This is a genomic window from Enterococcus sp. AZ104, from assembly GCF_050546705.1.
Taxonomy (GTDB): domain Bacteria; phylum Bacillota; class Bacilli; order Lactobacillales; family Enterococcaceae; genus Enterococcus; species Enterococcus faecalis.
This window is the reverse complement of the sequence record NZ_CP172952.1, coordinates 2,153,812-2,179,526: the sequence shown is the minus strand read 5'-3', so window position 1 is coordinate 2,179,526 and position 25,715 is coordinate 2,153,812. Positions and strand designations below refer to the sequence as shown.

The 25,715-nt window shown below is 37.7% G+C and carries 21 protein-coding genes; 14 read left to right on the top strand and 7 right to left on the bottom strand.

Annotated features, from left to right (window positions below; genetic code table 11):
- Window positions 1-114 precede the first annotated feature (114 nt).
- The 3 genes from IGJ37_RS10340 (at window position 115) to IGJ37_RS10330 (ending at window position 5,098) form a co-directional block, all read left to right on the top strand.
- On the top strand, window positions 115-1,614 hold the full coding sequence (locus IGJ37_RS10340; RefSeq protein ID WP_002359464.1) for an amino acid permease: 1,500 nt from the start codon (window positions 115-117) through the stop codon (window positions 1,612-1,614).
- A complete protein-coding gene (gene ebgA / locus IGJ37_RS10335; RefSeq protein ID WP_252671548.1) occupies window positions 1,547-4,669 on the top strand; it encodes a beta-galactosidase subunit alpha in 3,123 nt (1,040 codons plus the stop codon). The genes IGJ37_RS10340 and ebgA overlap by 68 nt, the downstream gene beginning before the upstream one ends.
- A 180-nt stretch (window positions 4,670-4,849) precedes the next feature.
- Window positions 4,850-5,098: a GlsB/YeaQ/YmgE family stress response membrane protein gene (locus IGJ37_RS10330; protein WP_002356434.1), complete on the top strand. Its 249-nt coding sequence runs from the start codon at window positions 4,850-4,852 to the stop codon at window positions 5,096-5,098.
- Between the two features lie 206 nt (window positions 5,099-5,304).
- Here the strand turns inward: IGJ37_RS10330 and rlmD are convergent, their stop codons facing one another.
- Entirely contained in the window at window positions 5,305-6,675 is a 1,371-nt protein-coding gene (rlmD, locus tag IGJ37_RS10325) for a 23S rRNA (uracil(1939)-C(5))-methyltransferase RlmD (RefSeq protein WP_002359466.1), read from the bottom strand.
- A 131-nt stretch (window positions 6,676-6,806) separates the two neighbouring features.
- Here rlmD and recX point away from each other — a divergent pair, with 131 nt between their 5' ends.
- The 4 genes from recX to IGJ37_RS10305 all read left to right on the top strand — a co-directional run bounded on the left by recX (window position 6,807) and on the right by IGJ37_RS10305 (window position 10,709).
- Complete coding sequence (gene recX / locus IGJ37_RS10320) at window positions 6,807-7,607, top strand: recombination regulator RecX (RefSeq protein WP_002356439.1); 801 nt, start codon at window positions 6,807-6,809, stop codon at window positions 7,605-7,607.
- Window positions 7,597-8,781 (top strand): A/G-specific adenine glycosylase, encoded by a 1,185-nt coding sequence (mutY, locus tag IGJ37_RS10315; protein WP_002368823.1) that lies wholly within the window; start codon window positions 7,597-7,599, stop codon window positions 8,779-8,781. Before recX ends, mutY begins: the two co-directional genes overlap by 11 nt.
- A 180-nt stretch (window positions 8,782-8,961) precedes the next feature.
- Complete coding sequence (locus IGJ37_RS10310) at window positions 8,962-10,086, top strand: LCP family protein (RefSeq protein ID WP_002356443.1); 1,125 nt, start codon at window positions 8,962-8,964, stop codon at window positions 10,084-10,086.
- Between the two features lie 137 nt (window positions 10,087-10,223).
- Window positions 10,224-10,709: a hypothetical protein gene (locus IGJ37_RS10305; RefSeq protein ID WP_002356444.1), complete on the top strand. Its 486-nt coding sequence runs from the start codon at window positions 10,224-10,226 to the stop codon at window positions 10,707-10,709.
- A gap of 44 nt (window positions 10,710-10,753) precedes the next feature.
- Here IGJ37_RS10305 and IGJ37_RS10300 read toward each other — a convergent pair whose 3' ends face one another.
- The 4 genes from IGJ37_RS10300 to IGJ37_RS10285 all read right to left on the bottom strand — a co-directional run bounded on the left by IGJ37_RS10300 (window position 10,754) and on the right by IGJ37_RS10285 (window position 14,166).
- The gene (locus tag IGJ37_RS10300) at window positions 10,754-11,278 is read right to left on the bottom strand and encodes a GNAT family N-acetyltransferase (RefSeq protein WP_252671549.1); all 525 of its coding nucleotides are present in this window, start codon (window positions 11,276-11,278) and stop codon (window positions 10,754-10,756) included.
- Between the two features lie 16 nt (window positions 11,279-11,294).
- The gene (locus tag IGJ37_RS10295) at window positions 11,295-12,134 is read right to left on the bottom strand and encodes an NUDIX domain-containing protein (RefSeq protein WP_016633773.1); all 840 of its coding nucleotides are present in this window, start codon (window positions 12,132-12,134) and stop codon (window positions 11,295-11,297) included.
- A 144-nt stretch (window positions 12,135-12,278) separates the two neighbouring features.
- Window positions 12,279-13,466, bottom strand: coding sequence for a toxic anion resistance protein (locus IGJ37_RS10290; protein WP_002356447.1), 1,188 nt, complete (start codon window positions 13,464-13,466; stop codon window positions 12,279-12,281).
- A 19-nt stretch (window positions 13,467-13,485) separates the two neighbouring features.
- Complete coding sequence (locus IGJ37_RS10285) at window positions 13,486-14,166, bottom strand: 5-bromo-4-chloroindolyl phosphate hydrolysis family protein (protein WP_252671550.1); 681 nt, start codon at window positions 14,164-14,166, stop codon at window positions 13,486-13,488.
- A 402-nt stretch (window positions 14,167-14,568) separates the two neighbouring features.
- Here IGJ37_RS10285 and IGJ37_RS10280 point away from each other — a divergent pair, with 402 nt between their 5' ends.
- The 3 genes from IGJ37_RS10280 to IGJ37_RS10270 are packed head-to-tail and all read left to right on the top strand — an operon-like array spanning window position 14,569 to window position 16,157.
- Window positions 14,569-15,153 carry an NUDIX hydrolase gene (locus tag IGJ37_RS10280; RefSeq protein WP_002356449.1) on the top strand — a complete coding sequence of 195 codons (585 nt, stop codon included), beginning with the start codon at window positions 14,569-14,571 and terminating at the stop codon, window positions 15,151-15,153.
- Complete coding sequence (gene macP, locus IGJ37_RS10275; RefSeq protein ID WP_002356451.1) at window positions 15,150-15,446, top strand: cell wall synthase accessory phosphoprotein MacP; 297 nt, start codon at window positions 15,150-15,152, stop codon at window positions 15,444-15,446. The genes IGJ37_RS10280 and macP overlap by 4 nt, the downstream gene beginning before the upstream one ends.
- A gap of 15 nt (window positions 15,447-15,461) precedes the next feature.
- Window positions 15,462-16,157, top strand: a complete 696-nt coding sequence (locus IGJ37_RS10270; RefSeq protein WP_002356454.1) for a 5'-methylthioadenosine/adenosylhomocysteine nucleosidase — start codon at window positions 15,462-15,464, stop codon at window positions 16,155-16,157.
- Window positions 16,158-16,223: 66 nt separating this feature from the next.
- Here the strand turns inward: IGJ37_RS10270 and IGJ37_RS10265 are convergent, their stop codons facing one another.
- Together IGJ37_RS10265 and IGJ37_RS10260 are read right to left on the bottom strand one after the other, a co-directional pair.
- The gene (locus tag IGJ37_RS10265) at window positions 16,224-16,490 is read right to left on the bottom strand and encodes a GIY-YIG nuclease family protein (protein WP_002356455.1); all 267 of its coding nucleotides are present in this window, start codon (window positions 16,488-16,490) and stop codon (window positions 16,224-16,226) included.
- Entirely contained in the window at window positions 16,480-17,214 is a 735-nt protein-coding gene (locus IGJ37_RS10260) for a tRNA1(Val) (adenine(37)-N6)-methyltransferase (protein WP_002356457.1), read from the bottom strand. Before IGJ37_RS10260 ends, IGJ37_RS10265 begins: the two co-directional genes overlap by 11 nt.
- 188 nt (window positions 17,215-17,402) lie before the next feature.
- Between IGJ37_RS10260 and IGJ37_RS10255 the strand changes: the two genes are divergently transcribed.
- The 4 genes from IGJ37_RS10255 to IGJ37_RS10240 are packed head-to-tail and all read left to right on the top strand — an operon-like array spanning window position 17,403 to window position 25,708.
- Window positions 17,403-18,029, top strand: coding sequence for a lysophospholipid acyltransferase family protein (locus tag IGJ37_RS10255; RefSeq protein ID WP_002356461.1), 627 nt, complete (start codon window positions 17,403-17,405; stop codon window positions 18,027-18,029).
- A 51-nt stretch (window positions 18,030-18,080) separates the two neighbouring features.
- The gene (locus IGJ37_RS10250; protein WP_014525046.1) at window positions 18,081-19,349 is read left to right on the top strand and encodes an exonuclease SbcCD subunit D; all 1,269 of its coding nucleotides are present in this window, start codon (window positions 18,081-18,083) and stop codon (window positions 19,347-19,349) included.
- A gap of 4 nt (window positions 19,350-19,353) precedes the next feature.
- Window positions 19,354-22,491: an SbcC/MukB-like Walker B domain-containing protein gene (locus tag IGJ37_RS10245; RefSeq protein ID WP_002385705.1), complete on the top strand. Its 3,138-nt coding sequence runs from the start codon at window positions 19,354-19,356 to the stop codon at window positions 22,489-22,491.
- Window positions 22,492-22,510: 19 nt separating this feature from the next.
- Window positions 22,511-25,708 (top strand): SNF2 helicase associated domain-containing protein, encoded by a 3,198-nt coding sequence (locus tag IGJ37_RS10240; protein WP_430598917.1) that lies wholly within the window; start codon window positions 22,511-22,513, stop codon window positions 25,706-25,708.
- Window positions 25,709-25,715 lie beyond the last annotated feature (7 nt).

The following is a 25,715-nucleotide window of genomic DNA, read 5'->3' as shown; positions in this document are numbered from 1 at the left end:
TCTAAAAGTCAACATCTTTACAAGAAATAGGCAACATTTTTTATTTTTAAAAAACTGTAAGCGTTTTACAATGTGTGAGTACTAATTAATTTGATAAAGAGAGGATGTAGTAAAATGGCAACACATTCACGGGAACGATTAGGTTCTGTCGCATTGATGCTCATGACTTTTTCAGCGGTTTTTGCCTTTCCCAGCATTGTTAACAACAGTATTCAGATTGGCCTAGCAACTATTCCAGGCTATTTATTCGGCTCTATTTTTTACTTTTTACCATTTATTCTAATGATTGCAGAATTTGCTTCTGCTAATTCTGAGAATGAGTCAGGTGTTCACAGTTGGTTGGAATCTGTGTTAGGACCTAAATGGGCATTTTTAGGCGCTTGGTCATATTTCTTTGTCAACTTGTTTTTCTTCTGTTCATTACTACCGAATACATTGATTTATGGTTCATACGCTTTTTTAGGTCAAAACGTTTTTCAAGGAAACCATAGTACTAAAATAATTGCAGTGATTTCTATCCTGTTATTTTGGTTAATGACATGGGTTTGTATTAAAGGGGTTTCGTGGATTTCGAAAGTGACTAGCTTAGCGGGTGGTGCTCGTTTATTTATGGGCGTAGCTTTTGTGGTTTTAGCCTTTGTCGTCGTGTTTGGTTTTGGCAATGAACCAGCACAAGAGTTTACCACGACGTCAATTATGCCAACTTTTAATTGGACTTTTTTCATGACGATGGCGTGGATTTTACAAGCTGTTGGCGGTGGTGAAAGTATCGGTGTATATATTAAGGATGTTAAAGGCGGCAATAAAACGTTTGTCCGCACGATGATTGGTGCAACGATTGCGGTCGGTATCATGTATATTCTTGGTGCCGTTGCTGTAGGTTTGGTAGTGCCAACGGACGTCTTAAAAGGAAATTTTTCAAATGGTATTTTTGATATCTTTAAAATTTTAGGTACGTATTTCCATATTCCCGCAGCAATGATGGTGCGCTTAGTAGGAATTATCTTATTTGTCGGAAGTCTTGGTTCTTTGGCTCTGTGGACGGCAGCACCAGTTAAAGTATTTTTCTCAGAAATTCCTGATGGGGTCTTCGGTAAGTGGCTAGTGAAAACGAACGAAGAGGGAAATCCAACCAATGCTTTGTTAGTTCAAGGAATTATTGTGACGATTTTAGTTGCCATTCCAGCATTAGGAATTGGAAATATGGATAGCTTTTTAGAAACGTTAATTAATATGACAGCTTCTACGTCATTAGTGCCTGTCTTGTTCTTGTTAATCGCCTATATTGGGCTTCGTTGGAAAAAAGAAACAATGCCGAGAAGTTTCCGCTTTGGTAATCGAACCTTTGGCTTAATTGCGGGAATTTTCTTATTAGCCATTTTTATCTTTGTATTCTTTATGTCAACTGTGCCGGATCCAAAATTAATCATGGAAGAAATCAATGGCACGTTACCGAAAGGAACCGCTAGTCCACTGGGCATGTTGGCGTATAACATTATTGGGTTAATTGTCTTTATGGGCTTTGCTTGGATTTGTTGGAAACGATATGAAACAAAAGAAAAAAATGAAGTTGGTAAAGGAGAAATGGATTATGAAGACTTGGGAAAATTATAAAGTAGATAGTATCAATCGGTTGCCTGGACGAGCACATTTTTCGAGCTTTCCTTCGAAAGAAACAGCGTTATTAAATGAAAATAAATATACACAAGCATACAAAAATTTAAACGGATGCTGGCATTTTCTCTTTTTAGAAGCGCCAGAATACAGCCCAGAAAACTTTTTTGCGACGGACTTTGATACAAGCCAAATGGATCAAATCACTGTTCCTGGAAATTGGCAAGTCCAAGGATATGGCAAAATGCATTACTCTGATTTATGGTACAATTTTCCCATTAATCCGCCGTATGTACCAACGGAAAACCCAACAGGTATTTACAAACGGACATTTGCTATAGATGAAACATTTCACGATAAAAAAATCATTTTACGTTTTTGTGGCGTAGATTCAGCTTATCATGTTTGGGTGAACGGCCATGAAGTTGGCTACAGTAAAGGTGCACGAAATGAAGCAGAATTTGACATTACGCCTTACGCTAAAATTGGTGAAACAAATGATTTAACGGTGCGAGTCTATCAATGGTCAGATGGTACGTATTTAGAGGATCAAGATATGTGGTGGTTAAGTGGTATTTTTCGTGATGTTGAATTACTCGGTGTACCAGAAAATGGGCTGGAAGATTTCTTTATTATTTCCGATTTAGATGATTCGTATCAAAATGGCCACTTGGCAATTACGGGTAAATTTTGGCAAGACAAAGGACAACAAGTTCAATTGGAGTTGATGGATCAGCAGGGAAAAACGGTTCTTAAAGAGACTGTCGCAGGAAATCAAGGTACGGTTGAATTTTCAGCAAGTTTACCGTCTGTCACTGCTTGGTCAGCTGAAAAACCATACTTGTATCAACTATTTATCACTGTTTTTTCTGAAGGGGAAGTCGTCGAAGTTATTCCGCAAAAAGTTGGTTTCAGAAATATTCATGTATCTGGTGAGACTTTCTTAGTCAATGGTGTGGCCATTAAACTAAAAGGAATGAATCGTCATGATTATAATCCGAAAAATGGTCGAGTGGTTAGTCGTAAAGAAATTGAAAAAGATATTCGTTTAATGAAACAATTTAATATTAATGCCATTCGAACCAGCCATTATCCAGCATCTGCTTATTTCTATGATTTATGCGATGAATATGGAATGTATGTGATTGATGAAACTGATTTGGAATGTCACGGCTTTGAATTAACCGGAGAATATGATTGGATTAGCAACGATCCAGAATGGGAAACGGCTTATGTTTCTCGGATGGTACGGATGATTCAACGGGATAAAAACCATCCATCAATTCTCTTTTGGTCGTTAGGAAATGAATCTGCGTTTGGTCATAACTTTATTGAAATGGCCCGTATTGCCAAAGAAATGGATCCAACACGTTTAGTTCATTATGAAGGTGATTTTGAGGCAGAGGTCACGGATGTCTATTCTACAATGTATACGTGGTTGGAACACCCAACTAGAGAATTACTGATGAATACGATTATTGAAAATTCAAAAAAACCGCATATTTTATGTGAATATTGTCATGCGATGGGGAATGGCCCTGGGAATTTAAAAGAATACCAAGAGCTATTTTATGCTCATGATAAATTACAAGGTGGCTTTATTTGGGAATGGTTTGACCATGGCATTGAATCGGTAACAGATAACGGTGAAGTTTATTATCGTTATGGCGGCGATTTCGGCGATGATCCAAGTAACAAAGATTTTTGTATTGATGGGATGTTGATGCCTGACCGTACGCCATCTCCTAGCTTGTATGAATACAAAAAAGTCATTGAACCCATTACAACTAGCGCTATTGACGTTCTGTCAGGTGAATTCTCATTATTGAGTCGGTTTGACTTTGAAAACTTGGCTATTTTTAAGCTGGTTTATACAATTACTGAAGATCAAACAGTGATTCAATCAGGGACAGTAGCAGTGCCAGCAATTGCTGCTAGAGAAGAAGGAAGACTGCACTTACCTTATCATTTAGATTTTCCTAAAAAGGCAGGAGCCGCCTATTATTTAACTCTTTCATATCAATTGAAAGAAACGACCGCCTATGCATCTGCTGGTCATGAATTAGCTACCGCACAGTTTGAATTGCCAATTGCAACACCAGGGATTGAGATCACACCAGTTGGCTCGCTAATGGCAAAGGAAATTGGCCCTCATTTATACATTGAAGGACCAAACTTTTCAATTAATTTTGATAAAGTGAAGGGCGCCTTAACGAATGTGACACGAGATGGTAAAAAATTATTGCATAAAGGGCCGAAATTTACATTTTGGCGGGCACCGATCAGTAATGATATGGAAATTATTGATGAAATGAAGAAGAAATATTTCTTACATTTAGAGCATGAAATTGTCCGTTCTTTTGAGTGGAAAAAAGTTGATGATTTTATCCAAGTCATCGTAAAAACAATTAACGGAACGACTAACAGTGCTTGGCATTATCAATGTACCTATCAGTATTTAATTGCACCAAATGGCGAAATTTTCTTCGATTTAAAAGGTAGTCCTGCTGGTAAAATTGAAAATGCGCCAGATATGTTACCACGTTTGGGTGTGACTCTCCATTTAGACAAGTCTCTATCAGAAGTAAAATATTTCGGTAAAGGGCCGAGAGAAAACTATGTAGATTCACAAGAAGCTGGTTTACTTGGCGTTTATGATGCTACAGTGGCGGAAATGTTCACTAATTATGTTGTTCCACAAGCCAATGGTAACCACATGGCGACTAAATGGTCCGCATTCACGGATGATCGCGGCCAAGGGGTAGTAGCAACAGCGGCTGATTCATATAATTTTAGTGTTTCTTATTTTGAAGAACAAGCGCTAGATGTTGCTAAGCATACCAATGAATTACAAGAAAGTGAGTATGTTGTTTTAAATATCGATTACAAACAAAACGCCCTAGGTAGCTACTCTTGTGGCCAGTGGCAATTAGAAAAATACCGGACTACGTTTGAAGAATTCCAATTGGCATTCCGCTTAACACCTTTTAATAATAAAGAGATTCAAGCAGCGGATGTCGCACATGAACGAGTAAAACGACCAACAATTTCTTAAATAAAAGCTCAGAACAGTGCACATCGGTCTCCTGTTCTGAGTTTTTTTAATGAAATTATCAGAAATTATTGCTTTTTTTTCATGGAAACAAGCAAACTATTTTGTTATCTAATAAAAGTAGTCCATAATAGTAACATAGCGAATTATTCGCTAGATAAAGCATTTAGGAGGAATTATTTTATGCATACTTTATGGGTTTTAATCGTTGGTGCTGTTATCGGTGCTATCGCTGGCGCGCTTACAAGCAAAGGTCAATCAATGGGTTGGATTGCGAATATCGTTGCCGGTTTAGTTGGTTCATTTATCGGAGAAAAAATCTTAGGTAGCTGGGGTCCTCACGTAGCAGGTATGGCAATTGTGCCATCAATTATTGGGGCAGTAATTTTAGTTGCTGTGGTTTCATTCTTCTTCGGACGAAAAAATAGCTAATTAAGTAAATAATTGTTTAATTAGTTAAAGGAGGTCGGGACAGAACCGTTTAGCTCCGAGAAATAAGAAGAAATTTCCGAAAATTGCTTTTTAATTTTTGGATAATTTCGGCTTATTTCCGAAGGAGTTGGTTCTGTTCCCGCCGTTTATCAGTTTTTGAGCGTGGAGCAAAAATCCAAAGTGATTTTTGTCCCACGCTCCTTTTTTTATTTTCTCGTTAATTTTACGACAACTTCACAACGAGCGGTTTGTGGAAACATATCAACAGATTGTAAATAGTCTACTTGATATACTTTGGCTAATTGAACTAAATCACGTGCTAACGTGGATACATTACAAGAAATATACACCATTTTCTTAGGTGGTTGTTTCAAAAGGGCCGTTAATAATTTACGATCCAAACCAGTCCGTGGGGGATCAACTACAATGGCATCAGGTTTAAAGCCTTCTTTGAACCATTTAGGTAATAAGTCTTCAGCTGTTCCAACAGCATAATGTGTGTTCGTAACACCAAGTCGTTTTGCATTGAATCTAGCATCGTCAATTGCGGCGGGAATGGTATCCATACCACGAACTTGATGCGCTTGTTTCGCTAAACTTAAGCCAATGGTCCCGACGCCACAATAAGCATCAACAACAGTTTCGTTTGGTTGTAAATCTAAGGCCTTGATTCCTTCATTATATAAAACTTCCGTTTGTTCTGGATTCAATTGGAAAAATGCTCGCGGCGATAAATCAAAGACAACGTCGTTAATGTGTTCTTCAATGCTTTCTTTGCCCCATAAGTGAAGGGTATCATCACCCATTACTAGAGAGGTTTTTTTATTTTGGACATTTTGCATAATAGAAACAACTTCTGGTAATTGTTCATTAATTGCGCGAACCATTTTTTCTTTTTGTGGAAATTTCTGCGATTGTGTAATGAACACTACTTGGACTTCGCCAGTTTGGATGCCCACTCGAACCATTAATGTTCGAAAGATACCACTATTTTTACGTTCATCATAAATTGGTAATTGAAAGTCATTCAATAAATCAACTAATGTATTCATCACCTTGGTTGTCGCAGGCTGTTGGACCAAACAGTTATCAATCGGTACTAATTGATGTGAATCAGCTTGATAGAGACCAGCTTCTACTTGGCCATCGATTTGGCGTAATTGGAATTGGGCTTTATTTCGATAATTCCAAGGATTCTCCATCCCAATTGTTTTTCGTAGTTCATAGTTTTGATAATTGGCTGGTTTAAATTTGTTAAGTGCCTGCTTTAATAAATCTTTTTTAAAGTCTAATTGTGCTTTGTAGGCTAAATGTTGTAGTTGGCAGCCGCCACATGTTTCATAGACAGGACAAGGAGGGACCACGCGATCTTTAGCAGCTTTTTTGACAGATTGAAGGGTTCCTTCAGCAAATTTGGGTGTAACATTTGTGATCGTGGCAGTCACTTCTTCTTTCGGTAGCGCCCCAGGAACGAAAATAATTAATTTTTTATAATAGCCGATACCTTCGCCATTAATTCCTAATCGTTTAATTTTTAAAGAAATTTGTTGGCCTTTTTTTACTAGTTGTTGGGTCATATTCTTTCATCCTTTAGTCATCTCACATTTTTCACTTCCTCCCATTTTAGCACATTTTTATTTATTTGGCTTCCAAGGATTCTATGGTATAGTAGAATATATGTTCTGATTTAGAGGGGCAGGAGAATAAGATGACAACAATCACACGAATTAGTAAAGATAAAGGTGAATTTTACCTACTTTGGCTATCTTCAGGCGAAAAACTGCGTGTCTCGGAAGATATTTTAGTACGGCAGCGTCTGCTAAAAGGTCAAGAGTTATCAGATACTTTAATAGAAGAAATAAAAAAAGCCAGTTCTTATGATGTCGGGTTACAAATGGCGATGAATTACTTAAGCTATCAATTACGTTCAAAGAAAGAGATTTTTACTTATTTAAAAGAGAAAGAAATTGTACCTGAAGATCGAGTAAAAATCGTTCAACGTTTAGAAGAGCTACGGTTGTTAGATGATGCAATTTTTAGTGAAAGTTACGTACGGACAGCTATGCGAACCAGTGATAAAGGACCACGAAATGTGGCACAACAATTAAAGCAAAAAGGCATTAGTGAAGAAGATATTCAGCATGGCTTGACCTTTTATACGTTAGATGAACAACTTAATGTTGCCACAGCAACTGCAGAAAAAGCCATGAAACGCTATCGAACTAAAAGTTTTAAAGATGCACTTCAGAAAACGCGTCTGCATCTGATGCAAAAGGGCTTTACAAATGAAATCATTGATCTAGCTTTGGAATCTTTAGCTTTTGAAAAGGACGAAGAACAAGAACAACAAGCGTTAAACAAGGAAGGCGAACGTTTATGGCGTGCCAATCAGCGATTTGATTTTTCTAAAAAAGTCCAAAAAGTCAAACAAAGCTTATTCCAAAAAGGGTTTGACTATGATTTGATTCAGCAATTTATTAGCGAAAAGGAAGTAGAACATGACGAATAAAGAGCCTTGGGAGGCGTGGAGTCCCGAAAAAGTTAGTTCATTCCAGGAAGATTTTTTAGCTTGGTATGAACGAGAAAAACGCAATTTACCTTGGCGAGCGAATACAGATGCATATCGTATTTGGATTTCTGAAATTATGCTACAACAAACTCGCGTAGATACAGTCATTGATTATTTTTATCGATTTATGGAATGGTTTCCGACGATTCAAGATTTAGCGGAAGCGCCAGATGATAAGTTGTTGAAAGCTTGGGAAGGGTTAGGCTACTATTCACGAGCGCGTAATTTAAAAGTGGCAGCGCAACAGATTGTTTCAGAATTTGGTGGGAAAATGCCTGACACAATCGAAGATATTCGGAGTTTAAAAGGAATCGGCCCCTATACGGCTGGTGCGATTGGCAGTATTGCCTTTAATCTCCCCGAACCAGCAATTGACGGTAACGTCATGCGGGTAGTGAGCCGTTTATTTGAAATTGATGCAGATATTGCAAAAGCGAGTAGTCGTAAAGTATTTGAAGCGGCGATGCTTAAAATCATCGATCGTGAGCGTCCAGGGGATTTTAATCAAGCCTTAATGGATCTAGGCTCAGCCGTCTGCACCCCAACTTCACCTAAGTGTGAAAGCTGTCCGCTTCAGCAATATTGTGCGGCCTATCAGGCAGATAAAATGACCGCTTATCCAGTCAAATCAAAAAAAGTTAAGCCGAAAGATGTGTATTATGTCGGCACTATTATTGAAAATAAAAAGCAAGAATTTTTATTAGAACAACGACCTGAAACCGGTTTGTTAGCCAATATGTGGCTGTTCCCGATTGAAGAAATTAGCAAAAAACAATTTCAACAATTGCAAAAACTGGCGCAACCAGCAGAAACGGAAAAACAATTAACTTTAGAGTTAGAGCCTGTAACAGAGCCTTTGGTCGCTGAAGAACCTGTCAACTTTTTTACGGACTATGAAACAGTTGTCTGGCAAAAACGTGCCTTAGGCGAAGTCGTTCATATTTTCAGTCATTTGAAATGGCATATCTTAGTCTTTTATGGCCGAAATACAGGCGAATTAGCCACACTAGAGTCGCAGCGATGGGTGGCAGCACAACAATTTTCGGACTATGTTTTTCCAAAACCACAGCAAAAAATGGTGGAATTGTTCAAAAAAGAACACAAAAATAAATAACAAAAAAGAGAGGCTTTTAAACAAACAAGCCCCTCTTTTTTGTTTCCTCTAGGTTATACCTCTATATAAATTCTGCTATGTTTAGTTTTGAAGGGGACTGGTAAGATAGACTTGTCTCTTGTCTGCTTAGAGGAGTAGTAATGATGGTGGAGACTTTTTAAGAGAGAGGAAGTACAGCCAATGAGTAGGAAGCGAAAAATCAGCTTAATTAGTTTAGTCATCATTTTGGTTTTTGTCACAGTCGGCTCAGCATACTTTGCTGTAGCGGGTAGCTATTTAAAGAAAACAATTGATAAAGGCTATGTTCCCATAAAAAATGATTATAATGAAGCGCAAAATAAAGATAGTCAATCGTTTTTGATTATGGGGCTAGACAATACAATTGAACGGAAATTAGGCACAACTAGGACTGATGCTATGATGGTGATTACCGTGAATAACAAGACGAAGAAAATAACCTATTTAAGTTTGCCACGGGATAGTTTTGTGCAAATTGATGCGAAAAATTACCAAGGGATGCAGCGAATTGAAGCCGCCTATACCTACGATGGACCAACAGCTTCTGTTAACACAGTTGAGAAATTATTGAATATTCCAATCAATCATTACGTTGTGTTTAACTTTTTATCTTTTATTAAGTTAATTGATGCAGTTGGCGGCATAGATGTCAATGTCAAGCAGGCGTTTGATGGTGTCACCAAAGACGGGCCAGGATCCATTCATTTTGATGCAGGGAAACAGCATTTAGATGGTACGAAAGCTTTATCTTATGCTCGTGAAAGACATAGCGATAACGATATTATGCGTGGATTCCGACAACAAGAAATTATTCAAGCAGTTGAAGACAAGTTGAAATCTGGTCAATCAATCATGAAAATAATGGACATTATTGATTCGTTAAATGGAAACATTCAAACTGATGTGGATTCCAATGAATTGACTCATTTAGTCAAAGAAGGTTTGACTTGGACCAATTATGATAAACAACAGCTTTCTTTTGACTGGCGCACTTTTAGTAATGAAGGGCGCAGTATGGTTGAACTATATCCAGATAGTATTGAAAATGTCCGTCATCAATTACGTGTGTCTTTAAATTTAGAAAAGCCAGATGAACGAGATCAAGACGGCTATGTCTTCCATACGAACGGTGAATTTTTATATCAAAGTGATTATACCGTTCAAGATGAAGCAGCTGAGGAAAACGAAATGACTTCCATCAACGGAAATACGTATATTGGTGTTCCTGGCAATACACAGACCGGCCCGTTGCCATCAGTTAAAACGGAAAATGGCTTTATAAAATAATTTATTTTCCAAGTGTAGAAAATCCGAACATAACAGATTGAATAATCCGCTTACTTATTATTCTTTTAAGGAAAAAACGAAGGATTTTAGCAAGGAAACAGCGTATCATTTGATATAAACCCAACATTCCCTTTATAATGAAAGTAACAAGCAAATTTTTGTTACTTAGAAGGGGAAGGGAGCAAGGAGTTATGTTTAGTTATACAGATACCATTTTGTCAATTATGCAAAGAATTGAAGTATACAACGAAATTTTCAAAGCCATCTCTAAAGAAGTTCAAGAATACGGTTGTAATCAGGCTGCACATCGGAGAGGCCGTGACACTTATATGTTTTGCCGAAATAATGTGAATCGTTTTTTTACAGAAGAAATGATGTTTCGTAAAAATTTAGAGCCGTATTATGATAAAGAAGCAACGAAAATCTTGCTAGAAGGATTAGATACGTATAAAGAAGGAGTATTTTTCTGGTTAGAGGCATTAAGTGAATCTTGCCAAGTGACAGATGAATTGAAATATCAATTAGGAATCCGCCAAAAAGAATCCTCTTATTTATTAATTAATCAAGCTTGTAAAGAAGCCTGTGAGGGCATTCAAAGCGCTCATAGTGTTCATAAGATGTAAAAAGTTAGGGATAGCTGTCAATCTGGCAGTTATCCCTAACTTTTTTATTTCAATATCATCTGATAAGCATAACGTTCGCCATCGTTAACATCTAAAATCACGTCACCTTGATAAACAAAGCCAGCTTTTTTAATCAGGTGCTGCATGGCGAAATTTTGTGGATGTGTATCGATTCGAATATCAGTAGCACCTTGCAAACGAGCGGCTGTAACCAGTGAGCGCAAAAGCACCAAAGCCAGTCCTTGACCTTGAAAGGAACTTTTTAGAGCAACACGATGAATTGCCGTATACGTAGTTTGAGAATGAGGTTGCCAAGAACCATTAAAAATCGCTTCATAAGCAGGATCAATCTCCGAATATAAAACACCAACGCCTGCCAAGGCATCCTCAACCATTAAAATATAGCAAGTTTGCTGGTCGATATCTTTTGCTAAAATTTCTTGATTCGGGCCATCGCCGTTTTGCCATTGGGGAATGCCACTTTTTTGTAAGGTGCGGCGTCCATCTTCAATGATAGCAAGGATGTCAGGCAAATCAGAAGGTTCTGCTTTTCTTAAGTAAACAGTCAAAAAATATTCCCTCCTCTTAGAAACCTGTTGTTGTTTTCAATTGGTAAATTTTTGAAGGGCGGCCAATGCCAACGGGACGTTCACCTAACTCTTCAAAATATTGTGTCATGGCTTTTTTAAAATTTGAATGGTCAATGCTGCGATAATCAACGCCGAGGAACTTCGCAAAAACTTTACGGGCTTCCGTAATGGTGAAATCTTTTCCTAAGACTTGAAGCACTTGCGGTTCATGTTCCATTTTATCAACAACACGATTAAACGCCTTAATTATAATTTCACTATGGTCGAAGGCTAATGTATCTTTACCAAGAGAGGACGCTGTTTTCAAGTCTAAAGTAATTTCCACATCTTCATGAGATAACGTGATGTGTTGACCATGCCGTTCAAGATTGAACCAGTGGACTTCTTTGGCATCGTCGCCAGCAATTAAAGGTTCTTCACCAATAAAGGCTAAATAGCTGACTGTCACGACCCAGCCACGAGGATCTCGATCTGGGCGACTAAAGCTGTGTAATTGTTCAATATTTTCTTGAGAAATCACCACACCAGTTTCCTCTTTTGTTTCTCTTAAAACACTATCTTCAGTAGATTCGTTGCGATTAACAAAACCGCCAGGAAGCGCCCATGAGTTTCTAAAGGGGTGACCTTTACGTTGAATCAGTAAGACTTTTAATTGATCAGCTTCCTTGTTGTAACAAAGAAGAACCATATCAACGGTTAAAGAGGGTTTTTCATATTCAGGTAATTCTTGTTGATGATACCAAGTTAGAAACTCTGCTAAGCTAGCTTGGCGTTCATAATAATTTTTTTCTTCGGCTTTAGAAGCAAATTGTGGCACAATTGCTCCTCCTTTCAAAAAGAAACATGGTTTTCTTTTATTGTATCATTAAGTGGCTGAAATACAATATTCAAGCGTAAAAAGAAAAGCAAGCCTGGGACAAAAATCACTTTGGATTTTTGTCCCAGGCTTGTACTATAAGAAGTTTGTTCTAGACAGTGTTTATTGTGTTAATTCTAATAATTTATTTTTCAAATCTTCTTCCATATGGCCAAGTTCGATTTCGGCAGCTTGGCGTTTTTCTTTTCCTTCTTGTTGAATACGTAATGTTTCTTGGATAGTTTCAATTAAATCATTTTGTGTTTTTTGTAATGTTTCAATATCGACTAGGCCACGTTCGTTTTCTTTTGCTGTTTCAATTGCAGAAATTTTTAGCATTTCTGAATTTTTCTTCAGTAAGTCATTGGTGGTTTCAGAGACTTGACGTTGAGCAGTCACAGCATCTTTTTGACGGAGTAAGGTTAAGGCGATGACTACTTGGTTTTTCCATAACGGAATCGCCGTATTCACCGATGATTGAATTTTCTCAGCCAAAGCTTGGTTAGTATTTTGAATTAAACGAATTTGTGGGGCTTGTTGAATCGTAATTTGACGAGCCAAGCGTAAATCATGGGTTCTTTTTTCTAAACGGTCTAGGAATTGGTTATAATCATTAACAATTTGGACATCCATTTGATCTCCAGATTCTTCCGCTTTTTTCATGGCTTCAGGAATAATTTGCGTCCGTAGTTCTTCTGCTTTTAATTCCCCAGCGGCAATATAGATGTTTAAGGCATCAAAATAATCTTTATTTTTTTGATACAATTGATCTAACATGGCATTATCTTTTAAAAGACCATCTTTTTCATGGGTTAATTTGACAGCAATTTTGTCAATTTGCGCACCAATTTTTTGATATTTGGCGGTAATTTCGTAAACGGATTGTTTGACTTTACCTAACATTTTTTGAATAAAGTTGCCTTCGCCAGCACGTAATTCATTGGGATTGGCTTCATTTAAACGAAACATTAGATCGGTCAGTGAATCACCAACAGGACCAATGTCTTGTGCTTGAACGTGGTTTAACATCGCTTGCGAAAATTCGCCGAGTTTGATTTGGGCATTTGAACCATAGGTAATTACTGCTTGTGAATCTTGGACATCAATTTTTGAAGCTAATTCTTTTGCTTGGGCTTGACGTTCTTGTGGTAATTTATCAATTAAACGAGGAGCTGCTTGCTGTTCTTTTAACTCAGATAGTTCATTTTGTTGCGTTGGTGTTAGTTCATCCATTGATGAAAATGGATTACTTAATAAATCGTCCAATGTATTGGTTACAGATGTTGTTTCTTTGGGTTGTTGCTCAGTCATTTTTTTTCCTCCCTAATGATTATTGCTGGTCTTCGTTTACTTGAGGTGATTCCTCAGTTGCAGCTTTTTGCGACAAGCTGCTTTTAGCGATCGACATTTCGACATCTAAATCGTCTAAGTCATCGGAAACGATTTCCTCATAATCATTTTTAACTAATTTTGACAATTGGTCAATGATTTGTGCGCTTTCTTCTAATTTTTCATACGTTTGTTTGTTTTTTACTTCATGTTGTTCGATTTCTAAATGCTTACTTGTTAAGTCAACGATATTTGGTAAATGTGTATAGAGAAAGTGATTGGCTAAGTGTAACTTTTTAGGTTCTTTCACTAACTCTTTAAACAGAGCTTTAGAAACCTTCGTTGTATCATTACGTAAGTCAATCGCCCGTAATTTAGTTGAACGATTCATGTTTTCTTGTAATTGTATGATTTGTTTTTTGGCTGTGCTCATTGTACTTCTGAAAAAATCAATTTCTTGTGGAGATAACCCCAACTCACGATAATGGGCTTCTTTATCTTTCGTTAAGTAAGGCATTTGATCGCTCTTGTCGGCGGCATTTTTCTTTTTTCGATAGAGAACGAATACTAAAAAGCCTACCAGAATCACAAAAGCGAAGAAGCCATATTTTCTAGCGACAGCAATGATTAAGGCTCCTAAAAGAATATAGCCAATCAGTAATTTTGTATTTAATTTGTTCATTTATATAGTTCCTCCTATCTATCTAATCCTCGAAAGAGTCAGCTCTCGTTACAATAGTTATTTTAGCATACTCTGTGAGAGAAAAGACATACAGCGGAAGATGTATTTTATGATTTAGTGAAATCCTAAGAAAAAAAGTATAAAACGCAAAAAAAGACCCGTCCTAATTGGGGGTAGGACGGGAAAGGAGTTAAAAATGAAAAAGTGTTTTGTTAGGGTTGTTTGTTGGTATGCTTAAATAATACAAGGAAGTTGTGAATTTTTTATGTCTATTTTTTTTCGAAAATGTAATTTTTTTCTAAAGCAATAAATTTTTTTCTTTGAAAAGGGTTTAACTAGAGAAGAAGGGGTGCGATTTTTATCATTTTAGGGTATGATAAACAAGAAAGGTTGGTGAAAGATATGTTAAATTATGAGGACTTCGAAGAAAAAACACTTCAACGTCGAGAAATTTTTAAAGGAAAGATTATTGATGTTTTTTTGGATGACGTGGCTTTACCGACAGGCGGCACTGCTAAACGCGAATTGGTTTTTCATTCAGGCGCAGTAGCTATGATTCCGTTAACCGCAGAAGGAAAAATCGTCTTAGTTAAACAATTTAGAAAACCCTTGGAACAAGTGATTTTAGAAATTCCAGCGGGAAAAATTGATCCTGGAGAAGAAAATCAACTGGAAACGACGGCTATGCGGGAATTGGAAGAAGAAACTGGGTATCGTGCAGGTCAGCTCACCTACATAAATTCAATGTATCTGTCACCAGGATTTGCTAATGAAAAATTGGCTCTCTATTTGGCAACGGATTTGCAGAAAGTCGAAAATCCGCGTCCTCAAGATGAAGATGAAATCTTGGAACTTTACGAGCTAACAATAGCTGAAGCCAAAGCAGAAGTGGCAAAGGGCACGATTTGTGATGCCAAAACACTTTTTGCTATACAATACTGGGAATTGTATTTACTGCAGAGACAGTTTAAGGAGGACACGCAATGAGCAAAGGTCCGTTAGTCACTCGGACAGAACTTCGCAAACGCAGAGAAGCAGAAGAAAAAGAAGCAGAACGTCGTCAGCAGGAAGAACAGAAGCTGGCGGAAAAAGCGTATAAGCGAAAAGAAAAAGAAATTTCGACGTTTTATCGTAAAGAAAAGAAAAAACAAAAACCGATCAACAAGTCACGAGTAGGAGAATACTCGAAGCGTCGAGAACGGAGTACTTGGTTAAACAAGGCAATTATTATTGTAGCGATTTTATTAGCCGTTGTGGCATATATCGTTTTGAATTTATAGAAAAGAGGAATCACTATGAAAATTGGAATTATTGGAGCAATGGATCAAGAGGTCAAAATTCTAAAAGAAAAATTGACAGATACGATGTCATGGGAACGAGCAGGCGCTTTATTTGTTTCTGGTTCGTTAGGAAGACATGAGGTGATTGTGGTTCGTTCAGGAATTGGTAAAGTGGCCTCAGCTGTGACCACGACTTTATTGATTCATCAATATGGCGTAAATATGGTGATTAATACCGGTTCTGCTGGTGGTATCGGTGAAGGACTAAAAGTCGGCGATTTAGTCATTGCAGACAAATTAGCTTACTTTGATGTTGATGTCACTGGTTTTGGTTATGCCTATGGACAATTGCCTGGTGGTGTACCTTTGTATTTTGAAACAAGTGAATACTTGCGGATGGAAATTGCGAAAGCTGCTGAAAAAACTGGTTTAGCTATTCGTAAAGGATTGATTGTTACTGGAGATACTTTTGTGGATAGCGCTGAGAAAATCGCCAAAATTAAGAAAGAGTTTCCTGAAGCCTTAGCTTGCGAAATGGAAGGCGCAGCAATTGGCCAAGCGGCTTCACAGTTCAATATTCCATTCTTAGTTGTACGGGCAATGAGTGATACAGCAGATGGCGAAGCAACTCAAAGCTTTGACGAATTCATCGATGAAGCTGGGAAAAAATCAGCCGAAATGGTTATTCATTTTGTCGAGAACTTAGTTTAAAAAGAGAAAGAAACAGCCATCATTTCATCAATGAAATGATGGCTGTTTCTTTTTGCTTGTTGTCATTTAATGAAAGGTTTTTAAATACTGCTCTTTTTGTTTGCGCGTTAATTTTTTAAAGGCGGCTTCGGCTTTAGTGGCCGCGCTACGTGTTTCAAATTTCTCTGTATGAATCATTTTGACTGGCCGTCGTTTGGCTAATCGTGTATATTTTGCACCAGTTCCGCTATTATGTTCGGTTAATCGACGTTCTGGCTCAGTTGTATAGCCACCGTAAAAGGAACCATCTTGGCAAAGTAAAACATAAAAATAATGGGATTTCTTATTCTCCATACAGCATAGCCTTCATTTCTGCTTCGTATTCGTTCTTCTCATTGTATGTAAAAAGAGGTGGTAACACACGAAAACCGTCTTTTTTGCCTTGCTTAATGCCTTCAATTAGTAAAACATTGGCTTCTTTGCCTGGCTTCGGATAAACAAACCGAGCTTTTTTCGGCGCAATATTGGCGTTTTCCATGGCATGTAAAATATCCAGGAAACGATCAGGACGATGAACCATTGCGAGGCGACCATTTGTTTTTAATAAATCCGCCGACACAGTGACCACTTCTTGAAGAGACGTGTGAATTTCATGACGGGCAATCGCTAAATGCGGGTTTGGATTTTTTTGGCTAGTTGGTCGTTCTTTAAAGTATGGGGGATTACATAGTACTAAATCAACAGAATCTTTTTTGATGACCTCTGTCGCTTGTTTTAAATCACGTTCATACATCGTTACTTGTTTTTCCAATTTATTTAATAGAATACTTCGTTGACCCATATCTGCCAAACGAGGTTGTAATTCGATTTGGTCGATCTTTGCAGCTGTTTTCCGACTAACGAAGAGGCCGACCGCGCCATTGCCAGCACACAAATCGACAATCTTGCCTTTTTTTGGTAGTTGCGGAAAATTAGCCAATAAGACTGCATCAATGGAAAAAGAAAAGACTTCTTTGCTTTGAATAATTTGAATATCATCCGCATATAATTGATCAATCCGTTCGCCGGATAATAACATAGATTAAGAACCTCCAACTTTTCATCTGATTGTTCATGTATTATACTACTTTTAAACCCGTATGACAAAATCTGTTCCCTAGATTAATAGGGACATGTTATTTCTCTGATTGATAGAAGTAAAAAAAGCTTGTCAAAAGGTAGAGCTTTCGGCATACTAGAAAGCGGAGAGAAGAAAGGAAGAAAATTATGTTTTTTACATTTATGCGTGGCGTAGTTCGCGTCATTTTATTTGTGATTAATGGAAATGCACATTATGAAAATAAAGAAAAATTACCAAAAGACCAAAACTATGTCTTAGTTGCGCCGCATCGAACATGGTGGGAACCGCTGTATTTAGCTGTTGCTGGCAGTCCTAAGAAGTTTAGCTTTATGGCAAAAAAAGAGTTGTTTAAAAATCCTGTTTTACGTTTCATTTTAAAACATGCGAATGCGTTTCCAGTGGATCGTGAGAAGCCCGGTCCCAGCGCGATTAAAACACCTGTCAAAATTTTAAAAAATTCTGATTTAAGTTTGATTATGTTCCCTAGTGGCACGCGTCATTCCTCAGAATTAAAAGGCGGGGTAGCCTTGATTGCTAAAATGGGGCGAGTACCTATCGTGCCATCTGTTTATCAAGGTCCGTTAACTTTAAAAGAGTTGTTTAAACGTAAAAAAGTAACGGTTCGTTTTGGGGAGCCAATCGATATTAGCGATATTAAAAAAATGGATAAAGACGGTTTAGCTGAAGTGGAACGTCGGATGCAAGAAGCATTTGATCAGTTAGATAAAGAAATTGATCCAACTTTTAAATATGAATCAACAGAAAAAGAATAAAACAAACCGCTACAAAATAGGAATGTTACTGGCAGGTAGTCTCATCAAAAGATGATGCTCCCTGTCTTTTTTCTTGTGTTAAGAAAAAAGTTTGTTAAAAATCTAATTCTTCTGTCCGATTTTCTTAAAAAATACCAGAAATTTGTTATAATAATAAGAAGGACTTTTTTAGGCGGTGAAAAAATGAAATTTTTACATACAGCAGATTGGCATATTGGCAAAAAATTACATGGTTTTGATTTATTGGCAGAACAAAAGGAAGCCTTTAAACAAATCTTAGCAATTGCGAAAGAAGAGCAAGTGGATGCTGTTGTGATCGCTGGAGATTTGTATGATCGCTCTGTTCCAGCGGTTGAAGCAGTCGAGATTTTTAATGAAATGATGATTCAAATGAATCTCAAAGAGCATTTACCCGTGTTAGCTATTTCGGGAAACCATGATAGCAGCACTCGTTTAGAAACAGGAGGCCCTTGGTTTAACCAAACGCAATTTCATTTGAATACGCGTTTAGAACAAGCCTTTCAACCAATTGAAATCGACAATACCCAATTTTATTTGTTGCCTTATTTTGAACCGATTGCGGCTCGCTTATATTTTGAAGATGAAACGATTCGAACGATTCAGGCGGCGATGGAAAAAGTTGTCGCGAAAATGCAAGAATCTTTTCTCCCCAATAAAAAACAGGTGTTAGTTAGTCATTTTTTTGTCGCTGGCAGTGAAAAAACTGATTCTGAAACAAAATTAACAGTGGGTGGTTTGGATGTTGTACCGACGGCTTTGTTAGAGCCTTTTGATTATGTCGCGTTGGGCCACTTACATGGAAAAAATGCGTTGCAGGCACCTAATGCTCGATACAGTGGCTCGCCTGTAAAATTTTCTTTATCAGAAATGACACAAGAAAAGGGTGTTTGGCTTGTTGAAACAGAAACTGAAGTTCATTTTCAATTCCGTACTTTGAAACCATTGCGAGACATTCAACAATTGACGGGCTCGTTTCAGCAGTTAACGGATCCCGCTTTTTATCAAGAAGTGAATCGGGAAAATTATTTACATGTCCAATTAACCGACCGAGCGATCATTCCCAACATGATGAATCAATTGCGAAAAATTTACCCCAAAATTATTGGGCTGGAACGTTTGAATGGTCGAGAAACAAGCAACGGAAATCAGAAAAAAGTGGTACAAATAGAACAACGTTCACCAGAAGAACATCTGCATGACTTTTTTAACGATGTGACAGGAGAGGCCTTGACAGAACAACAAGCACAATGGGTCCAAGAAGAACTGAGTACACTTAATCAATTAGAAAGAGGGAAGTAACAGGATGAAACCATTATCTTTAACATTGAAAAACTTCGGACCGTATATTAATGAAACCATTGATTTTACGAAGTTTGAAGATTCTTCACTTTTTCTAATTAGTGGAAAAACAGGGTCTGGGAAAACAACGATTTTTGATGGAATGAGCTATGCTTTGTTTGGTGAAAGTTCTGGGAAATTACGTTTAGGCAAAGAAATGCGTTCCACATTTGCTGACCCCTCAGAAGCCACTGAAGTTACTTTGCTTTTTAAACATAACGAGTATCTCTATGAACTGAACCGCCTTCCCGAACAAGAACTTTTTAAAAAACGTGGCACAGGAGTCCGTAAACAAAGTGCCAAAATTTCTTTAATTGTCAAAGATGCTCAAGGGAAAGAACTACGAGCCTATTCTAAAAGACGCGAAGTGGACGAACTCATTCAAGAATTATTGCATTTGAATGCCAATCAATTTGCTCAAATTGTATTGTTACCACAAGGAGAGTTTCGGACTTTTTTAATTGCTAAAAGTGATGAAAAAGAAAAGGTTTTGCGTAATTTATTCGGAACAGAATTGTATCAGTTGTTCAGCGAAAATTTAAAAGAACGCTTAAAAATTGCCAATCAAGAGATTCAAGAAACCCAGCAAAAAATTGAACTGAAAACAGAACAGTTGCATTGGTCAGAAGAACCTGAACCGACAATGACACTTTTTGAAAAACTTCAATTATTAGAAAGCCAACAACAAGAGGCTCAGCAACAACTATTAGTTGAAAGAGAACAAATTGCAACCTTAAAACAAGCCAAACAAGCAAAAGAGCAAGTTCGTTATGCTATTGAAGAACGACAAAACTTGCAACAGCAAAAAGAAGAATTACTGGAAAAGAAAGCAAAACAAGCTGAACAGGAAACCGTCATTGAGCGGTTAAAGGAACAGATTCAGCAATTAAAATGGAGCCAAAAACAGCAATCTTTAGCTGAAAAAGTCTTTGAAAAACGAAGCGAAAAACAACAAAAAGAGCAAGAAACAAAGTCCAAACAACAAGCTCTTATGGAAACGCAACAAGCATTGACAGATTGGCAAGCAATCATGAGTGAGTTGGAAGAACAACAACCATTGATTGCTGAAAAACAAGAACGTCTTCAAACGATTCAACGTCAATTACCACAATACCAAGAATATGAACAGTTAGCTCAACGAAAAATAGCAGAACAAGCCAATTATCAAGCCATTCAAAAAGAGTATGAATCTTGCCAACAGGAAAAAACAACATTGGCGGATAAAGTGGCGACAGCCAAACAATTTATTGAACAAGAAGGAACACTTGAAAAAGCAAATTTTGAATGTTCTAGTGTAGCAGATCATTGGCAAAATTTTGTAGAACGTTGGCAAAAAAATCAAAAAGCTTGGCAAAAAATTAGTCAAAACCAAGGGGAATTGCACGAGTTGACACAACGGTTTGCTGTTGAACAGCAACAAAAAAGCGTCGAAGAAGCGAAGTTGCAGACAAAGAAAAGTCAATGGGCCTCTTTACAAATCCAACGATTAAGCTTGTTACTTGAAGAGGGGGAACCTTGCCCAGTTTGTGGCTCTTTAGAACATCCAAAACAACAAACTCATCAAGAAGTTTCCTTAGAAGAGATTGATCAAGCCGAACGGGAATTAACGGAAGTTGAAAAAACGGTTCAACGATTTACTGAAACGCTCTCTGCATTAGGGGCGGAAAAGCAACAGAAAGAAAGCCAATTACAAGAACAGGAAGCTGCGTATACTGAGGAACAAGAACAATTAGCAGCGCAGTTTGCTGACTTGCAGTTGCCGTTAACAGGACTAACTTTTTCACAAGTAACACCTGCAGAAATTGCGGAAGTTGAGTCGCAATTAGCTAAAGAAAAACAACAAATAGCACAAAAACTAACGGAAATTTCAGTCGAAAAGGACCGTCTGGCGGAACTAGAAGAACAAGTAGCTGAAAATTCTCAACGCTTTGAAGTGCTCCGACAACAAGTAGAAACAATGCAACAAAGTCTGGAAAGAATCACTATCCAGCAGCAAATGATTGCTAGCCAATTATTGGATGCAACCGTCACATACGAAGAAATGACCAAACAACAAGCTTTGCTTCAAGAAGAACTCTCTGCATTTGAACGTCAAAAAGAAAACGTGACGACACAAGGAGAAACCTTGAAGAAAGAAGAAATGATCCTTGAAAGTACGTTGACTCATTTGGAGAAAGAACAACAAACACTTCAACAAACAGTCGCACAACTTGAGAGTCAGTTAAACGCAGTTTTAACGGAACAAGGAGTGACAGAGGACCAATTGACGGAGTGGTTGAAAGAGGTACCGACACTAGAAAGTCAGCAAGAACAAATTGCTTTATTTGAACAAGAGCAAACCCAACTGACTATCCAACTCGCTGAAATTGAGAAAAAATTATCTAGTGATACGTTCCCAGAATTATCTTTAATCATCACAGAAATTGAACAAATAACACAACAAATTGAAGAACAAGAAAAAAAATACTATCAACTGCATGAAAAAATGCAAAATAACCAACAGTTGGTTCAAGAAATTAATGCGCAAAGAACAACAATTGAAGACAAGTTTGAGGAAGTTGCTGCACTACAGCAGTTGGCAGATACGGTGAATGGCAATAATCCTAAAAAAATTAGTTTTGAACGGTATATGTTACAAACGTATTTAGAAAGAGTGCTGACAGTCGCTAATCAGCGTTTAGACCGCCTGACCAATAGTCGTTATCAATTTGAATTGAATCACGAAGCAGGCAGTTATCGGAATCAAACGGGGCTAGAAATCAATATTTATGATGACAATTCGGGGACGGTGCGCAGTGCTCACACGTTATCAGGCGGGGAAAGTTTTATAGCAGCGTTAGCTTTGGCACTTTCTTTAGCAGAAGTGATTCAAGAACAAGCAGGCGGAGTCTTAATTGATGCGTTGTTTATTGATGAAGGTTTTGGTTCCTTAGATGAAGAAGCATTGGAAATGGCAATGGAGGCGTTAGAAACGATTGAAAATGAAGGCCGCATGATTGGGATTATTAGTCATATTGGCGAATTAAAAGCACGAATTCCACAACAATTACAAATAAAAAGCAATGGGAATGGTCAAAGTACCGTTCACTATCAGCTAGCTTAGTAGAAGAGGAGGTGAGTCGATGAAATGGAGTATTCCAGAGCGAATCGTTGAACAAGGACGCGAATATATGCAAGAAGGCCGGGTCTTATCTATCGTTCAAAATCCAGAAAGAATGATCTGGTTGTCTGAGGTTTTAGGGGAAGAACTTTATCTTGTTGAATTGGATGGTACCGCCAAAGAACAAGATGTTTGTGAATGTCAATATTGGATGGAACATGGCTATTGCAAGCATACAGTGGCAGTTGAACTGGCACTGAAACAACGAGGCGTGTCAAGAATTATTCAAGCGAATCAAACAGTCAGTTTTGAGAAAACAAATCGATCAACAGCTGAAATGTTTACCAAAGGCTTTGCCAAATTAAGCAAAGCTTCTGCCGAAGTTCCCTTGCAGCCTTTACGTTTAGAATTTCATTTAGATGTGATCGAAACGAATAATTACTATCCAGAATTATCAACGATTGGTCTTTCTTTAAAAATTGGTTTGGAAGGCACCAAACCTAAAACATATATTGTGAAAAATATTGGTGATTTTTTACAAGCATATGAAAAAGAAATGACCTTTATGGTGAATAAACAACACCAATTTACTTTGCTACATGATTCTTTTTCAATGGAGATTCAAGAAATTTTAACAGAACTTGCGGCAATTTATCATACCAGCCAATTATTAGGTGCAAACGGTATTCAAGTTAAAGGGAAAATCGACAAACGTTATCTATTATTACCAATTGATCGCAGTCAATCGTTAGTTGAAAAAATGAATCGAACGGGTCAGTTTATATTGACCAATCAAACTCATAAGTATCGCTATCTAACGTTCAAAGAAACCAGTTTGCCACTTACGTTTACAGTGCAAAAAACCGAGGAACAAAGCTTCAAATTAACTATTCAGAATCCTATTACAACGTTTCTAGCCCACTATCACTGGGCGATTGCGGATCAAACGGTTTATTTACTAACAGAAGAGCAGGAAGCCATCTACACCACGTTACTTCAATTAATGAAACGCTTGGAAGAGCCGTCAATTATTTATGAAAAAGAAACAGTTTCTGATTTATTTAGTGAAGTGTTACCATTATTGGAAAAAATTGGTCGAGTGTCTGTTGAAGAATCAGTTGAAGAATTAGTCGTCCATCATCCTTTAAAAGCAGTCTTTATTTTTAAGAAAATTAAAGGTCGGATTAACGCTCGGATTGACTATCACTATGGAGAAGTCATTTTCTCGACAAACCCGAAATATGCTCAATTACCTGAAGTCAATCAAGAAATCGTTCGAGATAAAGCAAAAGAAACAGCAATTAAGCAACAATTTCAACAGTTTGCCTATCAGCAAACAACCACAGGCTTTGAAAAAGTCTTACCTGCTGGAGAGTCCTTGTATTATTTCTTTAAAGCCGAAGTTCCAGCTTTCCGTCAATTAGGAGAAGTTCGGATGGGACGGAAATTACGGGAATTGTATTTAGATGCCCAGCACCATCAACCAACGATTGAAGTTGCGGAAGGGGATTCTTGGTTAGATATTCGGTTTGATGTCACTGGCATTGATGAAACCGAAATCGATGCAGTATTGACTAGTCTGCTACGTAATGATGCTTTTTATACGTTAAAAAGTGGTGAAATTCTTGCTTTTGACTCAGAGGAATTTTTCCATACAAGTGCAATTTTAACGAAGCTACGAAAAAATATGCATCAAGAAGACAATGTCATTCATGTGCCCAAAAATCAAGGCCTCATGATCGAAAGTTTATTAGAAGACAACGAGCGAGCACATTTTTCAGATTCCTTTAAAAAAATGGTCACGGATTTAACGCATCCAGAAAACTTTGAAGCGCAAGTCCCCAAATCCTTACAAGCAACGTTACGCCATTACCAAGAAACAGGTTATAAATGGCTGAAAATGCTTAGCCATTATCAATTTGGCGGTATTTTAGCTGATGAAATGGGTTTAGGGAAGACACTGCAAACCATTACCTATTTACTTTCGGAAAAAGAAGAAGAGCGCTTGAAAGGGACAGCTTTGATTGTCGCTCCTGCAAGTTTAACCTATAACTGGTTAGCCGAAGTCAAACGTTTTGCGCCAACCTTAAATGTTCAAGTGGTTTCTGGCAATCGCCAAGAACGAGCAGCGCTTTTACAAAATAGCACCGAAGATATTCTGATTACATCTTATGCAAGTATGCGACAAGATGTTCAGCTTTATCAGGAAATGCGTGTCGGCTATTTGATTCTAGATGAGGCCCAAATGGTTAAAAATAGTGGGACTAAAACAGCGCAAGCCTTAAAAAGTTTAAAAGTACCACAACGTTTTGCATTAAGTGGCACACCAATTGAAAATAATTTAGATGAACTGTGGTCAATTTTTCAAATGATCTTACCGGGATTGTTCCCAGGCAAAAAAGCCTTTCGAGAAATTAAGCCGGAAGAAATTGCCAAAATGATTCAACCATTCATTTTACGACGAGACAAGAAAACGGTGCTCGCAGACTTACCAGAAAAAATTGAAAATAATATGTACAGTGTCTTAACAGAAGAACAAAAAACGGTTTATTTGGCCTATCTAAAACAAATGCAAGCAGATGTTAGTCAAATGGATCAGGCGACCTTCAAGAAAAATCGCATGAGTATTTTAGCAGGCTTGACCCGTTTACGACAAATCTGTTGCGATCCGCGTTTGTTTATTGAGGATTACACGGGAGGTTCTGGCAAAGTGGAACAAGTCAAAGACTTTTTAGTGGCTGCCAAAGAAAACAATCGTCGTGTCCTATTATTTTCTCAGTTCACAAGCATGCTTTCTATCTTAGAAAAAGAATTGAATGAATTAGGCTTAGAGACGTTTTATTTACGAGGAAGTACGAAGCCTCAAGATCGGTTAACGATGGCGAATGCCTTCAATGAAGGAGAAAAAGATGTCTTCTTAATTTCATTGAAAGCAGGGGGAACCGGACTAAATTTAACTGGTGCAGATACAGTTATTTTATACGATTTATGGTGGAATCCCGCAGTCGAAGAACAAGCGGCTGGTCGGGCACACCGCATGGGACAAAAAAAGGTTGTTGAAGTGTGGCGGATGATTGCAGAAGGAACGGTTGAAGAAAAAATGAATTCCTTACAGCAAGAGAAACGCGAGCTGTTCCAAAAAGTGATTCAAGGAAATGAAGAGCAATTAGCGAAAATGACGGAAGAAGATATTCGCACAATTTTAAGCATTGGAGAATAGCCGTTCA

Coding starts and splice junctions, on each gene's coding strand:
- IGJ37_RS10305 (WP_002356444.1), top strand. CDS start 10,224: ATGAAAGTAACAAGCAAATTTTTGTTACTTAGAAGGGGAAGGGAGCAA.
- IGJ37_RS10285 (WP_252671550.1), bottom strand. CDS start 14,166: ATGAACAAATTAAATACAAAATTACTGATTGGCTATATTCTTTTAGGA.
- recX (WP_002356439.1), top strand. CDS start 6,807: ATGACAACAATCACACGAATTAGTAAAGATAAAGGTGAATTTTACCTA.
- IGJ37_RS10255 (WP_002356461.1), top strand. CDS start 17,403: ATGTTTTTTACATTTATGCGTGGCGTAGTTCGCGTCATTTTATTTGTG.
- IGJ37_RS10240 (WP_430598917.1), top strand. CDS start 22,511: ATGAAATGGAGTATTCCAGAGCGAATCGTTGAACAAGGACGCGAATAT.
- IGJ37_RS10310 (WP_002356443.1), top strand. CDS start 8,962: ATGAGTAGGAAGCGAAAAATCAGCTTAATTAGTTTAGTCATCATTTTG.
- IGJ37_RS10245 (WP_002385705.1), top strand. CDS start 19,354: ATGAAACCATTATCTTTAACATTGAAAAACTTCGGACCGTATATTAAT.
- IGJ37_RS10250 (WP_014525046.1), top strand. CDS start 18,081: ATGATGCTCCCTGTCTTTTTTCTTGTGTTAAGAAAAAAGTTTGTTAAA.
- ebgA (WP_252671548.1), top strand. CDS start 1,547: ATGAAACAAAAGAAAAAAATGAAGTTGGTAAAGGAGAAATGGATTATG.
- IGJ37_RS10260 (WP_002356457.1), bottom strand. CDS start 17,214: ATGTTATTATCCGGCGAACGGATTGATCAATTATATGCGGATGATATT.
- IGJ37_RS10270 (WP_002356454.1), top strand. CDS start 15,462: ATGAAAATTGGAATTATTGGAGCAATGGATCAAGAGGTCAAAATTCTA.
- mutY (WP_002368823.1), top strand. CDS start 7,597: ATGACGAATAAAGAGCCTTGGGAGGCGTGGAGTCCCGAAAAAGTTAGT.
- rlmD (WP_002359466.1), bottom strand. CDS start 6,675: ATGACCCAACAACTAGTAAAAAAAGGCCAACAAATTTCTTTAAAAATT.
- IGJ37_RS10330 (WP_002356434.1), top strand. CDS start 4,850: ATGCATACTTTATGGGTTTTAATCGTTGGTGCTGTTATCGGTGCTATC.
- macP (WP_002356451.1), top strand. CDS start 15,150: ATGAGCAAAGGTCCGTTAGTCACTCGGACAGAACTTCGCAAACGCAGA.
- IGJ37_RS10290 (WP_002356447.1), bottom strand. CDS start 13,466: ATGACTGAGCAACAACCCAAAGAAACAACATCTGTAACCAATACATTG.
- IGJ37_RS10280 (WP_002356449.1), top strand. CDS start 14,569: ATGTTAAATTATGAGGACTTCGAAGAAAAAACACTTCAACGTCGAGAA.
- IGJ37_RS10265 (WP_002356455.1), bottom strand. CDS start 16,490: ATGGAGAATAAGAAATCCCATTATTTTTATGTTTTACTTTGCCAAGAT.
- IGJ37_RS10340 (WP_002359464.1), top strand. CDS start 115: ATGGCAACACATTCACGGGAACGATTAGGTTCTGTCGCATTGATGCTC.